The sequence below is a fragment of the Trichlorobacter sp. genome (assembly GCF_030247655.1).
Lineage (GTDB): Bacteria > Desulfobacterota > Desulfuromonadia > Geobacterales > Pseudopelobacteraceae > Trichlorobacter.
Genome location: NZ_JAOTRZ010000176.1, coordinates 1 through 6,345, shown reverse-complemented (window position 1 = coordinate 6,345; position 6,345 = coordinate 1). Strand labels below are relative to the sequence as shown.

Genomic DNA, 6,345 nt, shown 5'->3' with positions numbered 1-6,345 from the left:
CAGTTCCAGTATCTCGATGTATTTTTTTACGGTCTTGTCGTCCTGAGACAGATCATTGGCAATATTGGCGTATTTTAAGAGATTGCCGGTCATACCTGCCAGATTGCGTACAAGTGCCGACAACTTGGTCTGGTAGTCGCCCTTGGCATGGTGCATGACTTCAAAGTCTTTCAGCAGGCGACCCTGAATGTACGAATCAAACCAGATGCTACGAGAGCGCGGGCTTTTGGTTGTTGCTTCAGGATAGCCGCCTTCAATCAACATGGTTCCTAGTTCAGATCGATCCAGTGCTTTGTATGCGGCTGTCGTAAACGTTCCGCCCATAAGCCGGTCAATTGCGTTGTCATGTTGCTGGTTCCGTTCTGCATGTGACAAGGGGAAAAGCTCAATCCGGGCCATATGTCCCGGCAGTGCCTCCTGTACCTGTGCCGAGCGGAAAACATCTGATGATCCGGTAAGGAGAAAAAGGCCTTTCTGGCCATCTGCTGTGTCAGAAGCCATTTTGATGGCACTGATCAGAGCAGGAGCCATCTGGAATTCATCAAGTACCAGCGGTTTGGGCAGTGATGCCAGGAACCCCAACGGATCGCTTTCGGCAGATCCTGCCAGTGCGGCATCATCTAGGGTGTAGTAGCCCAGCCCCTCTTCGTTTGCTATCTCGCGTACAAGGGTACTTTTACCAGCCTGTCTGGGGCCGGTGAGATAGACAATCCGAAAGTCATTCAAGAGCTCTTTAATGCGTGTTTTTATATGGCGTTTAATCATGGTTGGATGCCTCCGTCAGGTAAAGACGGTACGCAATAATCCGCAAAAAGTAAAATGATAATCCGAAAAATATTACTTAATAATCCGAAAAAATATTAAGGTACACCCTGTACTTCCAGCTCTTGCGCAGGGCCGGGGATATGAAGCAGCCGGAGTTGCCGGCGCCGATGCCAGCGGTGTGGCAGTGGATGTCGATAATCTGGTTCATAAAACAACTTTCTAGCAAAGGCGCAAAGGACGCTAAGTAAGACGTAAAAAGAAAACCTTTTTAGGTTCTATCAGCCGGTTAACGCCCCTTTATCTTGAGAACTTGTTCAGTAAAGTTTCTGGTTTGTGCACTCTTGTCTGGTTGTTCTGTCCCTGGGAATTTGGGGCAAGCCCACTTGGCTGCATGAGTCCAGGGTTGACGTCCTCCGCCATTGGCTCCCATGCCACGGTCAATCATGTAGCCTATCCGCTCGGCAACAACCTCGTTGGTCTTCAGGTCCACTATCTTGAGCGAACTACCTGCTATCCACATCTTGCGTTCTTCCGGAGTGGTAATGTCATCGTAGGTGACGCCATAGCGAGGGGCAGGGGCTTTGGTGAGTTGCTTTTTTAACGCAAACTGTGAATATCCTTTACGATAATTGGGGTCTCTCTTCCAGATTTCATCCATATATCCCGTATACCTGTACCGTTTACCTTCAGCCTCTATTACATCAACATAGCGGTAGCCGGGGTAAGGCGCCTTTTTCGGGTCTTCAACTGGTGACCATGTTTCAGTACGCCCACGAAGAAATGAACCTATGTAGCCTTCTGCATCGTCATAATCATTCCCATACGGATCAATCTGGTTCTGGTCATAAGGATCCCACTTGGGTCTAAGCTTCATAAGCAGCACCCCTTCCACATTGTCCACGGTGCGATAGATCTTTACACCGGCGCTCTTGCAACGCATCTGAAACTGTGCGTCGGCCACATCGTAGACCGCCTTGTGTTCCTTCTTCTGCTTGCTATGTATGATCTGGTTAATAATCGGCCAACTCATCAGCATGCTGCCGATTATCAGGGATACCAACGCACGCCCCCAAAGCGGAGCTTTTCCCTTGAAGGCGAAAAAGGCACCCAACATCACCGCTGCTACGAAAAGCCAGTAACCAACCGTTATTGCCTTGGTGATGAAATGCAGAATATCGAGCGCTGTTTCAAATCCCATCTGTTAGCCTCTGGTTTTCTTCGCGTTGTTTGCGCCTCGGCGAGAAACCTGCTTTTCAGTTACACAAGCCAGCCATAACATCGCTGATATGGGGATATCCAACCACCTGCATGCCATTACTGCGCTGCTGGCGTTCTGTTGCCCCGCAGATCAGCAGCCCCGGCTGTGCAGCAACATTGAGTTTGCGGTAGTGGTCAATCCCCTTCCAGGCACTTTGCTGGATAGTGGCACCCAGTTTAATCTCAATCGGCACTATCCCGGCTGGTGATTCAAATAGCAGATCAACCTCGTGCCCGGCATTGTCACGCCAGTAGTACAGATGCGGTTCGCGTACCATGTTCAACCGTTGCTTCATCAGTTCCGTCACCACAAAGGTTTCAAACAGGGCGCCAACCAGCGGATGATGCGTAATCTGGCCGGCCTGCTCTATACGCAACAGATGCGCTGCCAGCCCCACATCCCAGAAATAGAGCTTGGGGGACTTGACAAGGCGTTTGTTGAAGTTTTCAAAGTGCGGTTGCAGCAGGGTGATGATGAAGCTGGCCTCCAGCACAGAGAGCCAGGCCCGGGCAGTGCCGTGGTTGATGCCGCAGTCGGCAGCCAGCGAATTGATGTTAAGAATCTGTCCGGTGCGCCCGGCACAGAGCCGCAGAAAACGGGTAAACAGGGCCAGGTCTTTGACTGCCATGATCTCACGGACATCACGCTCAACATAGGTGGTCAGGTAGAACGAGAGCGCCTCAACCGGGTCCAGCTGATCGTTTAGAATACGCGGGTAAAACCCTTCAAACAGCAGCTTGGCGATATCTTGCGGAAACTCTTTACCGTAACGCTCCGCAAATGAAAACGGTAGCAGCTTGAGAATGGCGGTTCGTCCGGCAAGGGATTGCGTAACGCTTTCCATCAGCTGGAACTGGTGGCTGCCGGTGATGATGTAGGCACCTTTCTGCTGAGGGTTGGCATCCACCAGCACCTGTAGTTCCGACAACAGTCCGGGGACTCGTTGAATTTCGTCGATTATCGCTCCATTGGCGGCGTAATCCCGCAAAAAACCCTGCGGATCGTCCATTGCATAGTCGCGCAGGGCAAGCTGCTCAAGGGAGACATAGGGCATTTCCGGAAAGGCCATCCGGCACAGAGTGCTTTTACCGGATTGACGCGGCCCGATAATGGTCACTATCGGGTATTGTCCGGCCAGCCGCAATAATTCTGGTTGTATGGTTCGATGTATTAGCATGTTCAGTAGGTTACCATTATTTTGTACAAATTCACAGATGAAATGTAATTTTGTATAACTATGCCGCCTCTGCCAGCTTCTTCAACCCCTTCAGATCCAGTTTGCCACTGCCCAGCATCGGTATCGCATCTGTTGCCACAAACAGTGAAGGTTTCCAGAGGTTGGGCAGTTCGGCCTGACCAATGGCCTGCTTGACCCGTACTTCATCCAGCTGGCCTTGATCAAAGACCACCGCAATCCGCTCTCCCTTTTTCTCATCCGGTACTGCCGTGACCGCCAGTAGTGGATCAGTTGTCCCAAGGGCTGCCAGCAGTCGCTCCTCTACCGCGCCGTGGGGGATCATCTCGCCAGCGATCTTGCTGAAGCGGGCCAGACGGTCGGTAATCACCACAAAGCCCTGTTCATTGATGTAGCCGATATCGCCGGTGTTGTACCAGCCATCCCTGATCACCTTGGCGGTTTCTTCAGGCTTGCCCAAATAGCCGGTCATCAGGTTGGGGCCAGCCACTTCTATCAGGCCAGGTTTGCCATCATCCAGCAGTGCGCCGCTGTCCGGGTCGCTGATCCGCACGGCCACTCCGGGGATCGGTCTGCCCACGCTGCCGGGTAACTGTCCCTTCTGTCGCACTCCGCCGATCTCCACATCCGGGATATTCAGCGAGATAACCGGTGACAGCTCAGTGGCACCGTATCCTTCCAATGGTCGCAGTTTGAATTTCTCTTCAAAGGCGTTGGCCAGTTCAGTCTTGAGCTTCTCAGCCCCGGTGATCACCAGACGCAGGGATTTGAAATCCTCTGGATCTGCCTTGCGTAGATAGGCAGACAGGAAGGTGGGGGTAGCGATCAGGATGGTGGCCTTCTCATTGCGTACCAGCTTGACCACCTGGGTGGCCTCCAGCGGGTTGCTGTGGCAGGCCGATGAGAAGCCGGACAGCAGCGGCAGCCAAAGCGTGCCGGTAAAGCCCAGGGAGTGGAACAACGGCAGCACTGCAGCCACACGGTCGTTCTGGTCTGGTTGGAACACCGCCCGTAGCGATTCTATGTTGGAGAGGATGTTGTGGTGCGACAGCATGACCCCTTTGGGTGTGCCGGTGCTGCCGGATGAGAAGATGATGGTGGCGGTGTCATCCGGGTTGGGGCGCTGGCTGCAGAGCGTCATCCGGGGTGCAAGGCGGGCCTTGAGCAGGGACTGCAGTTTTTCCAGCGATCCCAGGCTGGTCATAGCATCTTCAAGCAGGATGATTTGGTGCGGCATCGGCAGGTCAGGCAGTTTCTCCAGCACCTTCTTTGAGGTAACCACGCAGGTTATCCCGGCCTGCTCCAATGATGAGGCAAAGGCATCCCGTGAGGCGGTGTAGTTGAGGTTGACCGGCACCTTGCCCAGCAGAGTCAGGGCGATGTTGGCGGTAAACCCGGCCATGGACGGGGGCAGCAGCACGCCGACATTGGTACCGTTAAGCAGCGGTTTGAGCCGGTTTTTGACCAGCAGGGCTCCGGTCAGCAGTTTGCCGTAGGTTGCGCTCTTGCCGGTGGTGTCGTTAACCGCCGGGTGCGACCAGTTGCTGCGGGCGGTGTTGATAAAGGCATCGGCCAGCGGCAGGCGGTCATGTTTGCGGCTTTCAAAGTAGTGCACTGACAGTTCCATCACACTGGTACGGACCTTGACCGGTTGGTCAGCTGGCAGTGGTGCTCCAAACAGGATCGAGATCGGGTAACGGTTCAGGTAGATCCGGCGGTTGCGGGCATAGCTGAAGATGTTGCCCCAGGCCCCGCCGATGTAAGTGGGGATGATCGGCACATTGGCGGCCTGGGCGATCTTGGCAAAGCCGGGCCGGAAGGCGTTGAGGCTGCCGTGGCGGGTGATCTCACCTTCTGCAAAGATGCAGACCAGGTAGCCCTCCTTCAGCACCTGACGGGTGGAGCGCATGAACTCTTTGAACCCGGCAATACCGTCTTTGGCAGAGACCGGAATCACCCCCATCAACCGGAACAGCCAGTTAAGTGTTGGGGTCTGGTAGATGCTGCGATCCATCACAAATCTGATCCGACGGGTCTGGGTTGCCACCAACAGCAGGGCATCGATCCAGGAAACATGGTTGGCCACCAGCAGGGCCGGGCCTTCCAGTGGAACGTTGTCCTTGCCGTCAATCCTGATCCGGTACAGCAGGTTCATGACGCCCAATGCCACAAAGCGCAGCAGAAAATCCGGCAGGTAGCGGATGGTGCCCAGGGTCAGCAGCAGGGTGATCAGGCCCATTACGCTGAACCCCTGGGCTGCAGTCATATGCAGCGGTCCGCTGAACAGGTAGGTCAGTCCGGCAGCGATCAGGATGCCGACCCAGTTGACAAAGCTGGAGGCAGCCAGCACCTCTCCCCGGATGGCCGGTTCTGAACGCATCTGGATAAAGGTCTGTAGCGGCAGCGAGAACAGACCGGCGCTGATGCCGAACAGCACGATAATAGCCAACACGGTGGGCAGATGGGGAGGTGCGTTGTGCAGCAGCACCGGCGCGATGGTCAGGCCGATCGCCCCCAGCGGTACGATGCCGAATTCAACATCCTTGCCGGACAGCTTGGCTGCCAGTAGTGAACCGCCCGCAATCCCCAGGGCAGAAGCCAAAAACAGGTAGTTGCTGTTATCGGCAGTCATCCCCAACTGCTGGATGCCGTAGCCGATCAGGTTTAACTGGGTAAAGGCCCCCACCAGCATGAACCAGGCTGAGCCAATGATGGCCAGCATCAGCCAGCGGTCATGCCAGACATGCTGCAGGGTACGGAAAATCTCGGCCGGAAAGATGCGGATACGGCGTTCAGATGCTGCTGCAGCCACTTTGGGCAGTTGCAGCGAGCAGATCAGGCCGATGATCGCCACCAGCAGGCAGAAGCAGGCGGCCAGCCAGAAACGGCCGGATGCTGCCTGGGTCAGGACTGAGGCCAGTGTGGTACCGAAGATGATGGCAAGGAAGGTGAATGATTCGATCAGGCCGTTGGCGTGGGATAGCTCTTCCCTTGGGGCCAGTTCCGGGATAATGCCGTACTTGGCCGGGGCAAAAAAGGCGCTGTGGGTGGCCATTAAAAACAGGGTCAGGTACAGCAGCCAGGCCAGACCTTTGGCAAAGGCCAGCACTGCAAGGGATGTTACCTC

General features: G+C 54.9%; 4 protein-coding genes and 1 pseudogene. All 5 read right to left on the bottom strand.

The features are described from left to right. On the bottom strand, positions 1-765 hold a 765-nt coding region (locus tag OEL57_RS12895; protein ID WP_300740947.1), incomplete at its 3' end, for an ATP-binding protein. 88 nt (positions 766-853) lie between these two features. After that, a pseudogene (locus tag OEL57_RS12890) lies at positions 854-973 on the bottom strand (metal-dependent hydrolase); the annotation flags it as partial. Between the two features lie 78 nt (positions 974-1,051). Further along, the gene (locus OEL57_RS12885) at positions 1,052-1,963 is read right to left on the bottom strand and encodes a hypothetical protein (RefSeq protein ID WP_300740946.1); all 912 of its coding nucleotides are present in this window, start codon (positions 1,961-1,963) and stop codon (positions 1,052-1,054) included. A 55-nt stretch (positions 1,964-2,018) separates the two neighbouring features. Beyond that, entirely contained in the window at positions 2,019-3,200 is a 1,182-nt protein-coding gene (locus OEL57_RS12880; protein WP_300740945.1) for an ATP-binding protein, read from the bottom strand. A gap of 58 nt (positions 3,201-3,258) precedes the next feature. Further along, a partial coding sequence (locus OEL57_RS12875) for an acyl-[ACP]--phospholipid O-acyltransferase (protein WP_300740944.1) occupies positions 3,259-6,345 on the bottom strand: 3,087 nt, incomplete at its 5' end.

Bases quoted from the DNA above. Each gene is read 5' to 3' on its own strand.
- OEL57_RS12885 (WP_300740946.1), bottom strand. From the start codon at position 1,963: ATGGGATTTGAAACAGCGCTCGATATTCTGCATTTCATCACCAAGGCA.
- OEL57_RS12880 (WP_300740945.1), bottom strand. From the start codon at position 3,200: ATGCTAATACATCGAACCATACAACCAGAATTATTGCGGCTGGCCGGA.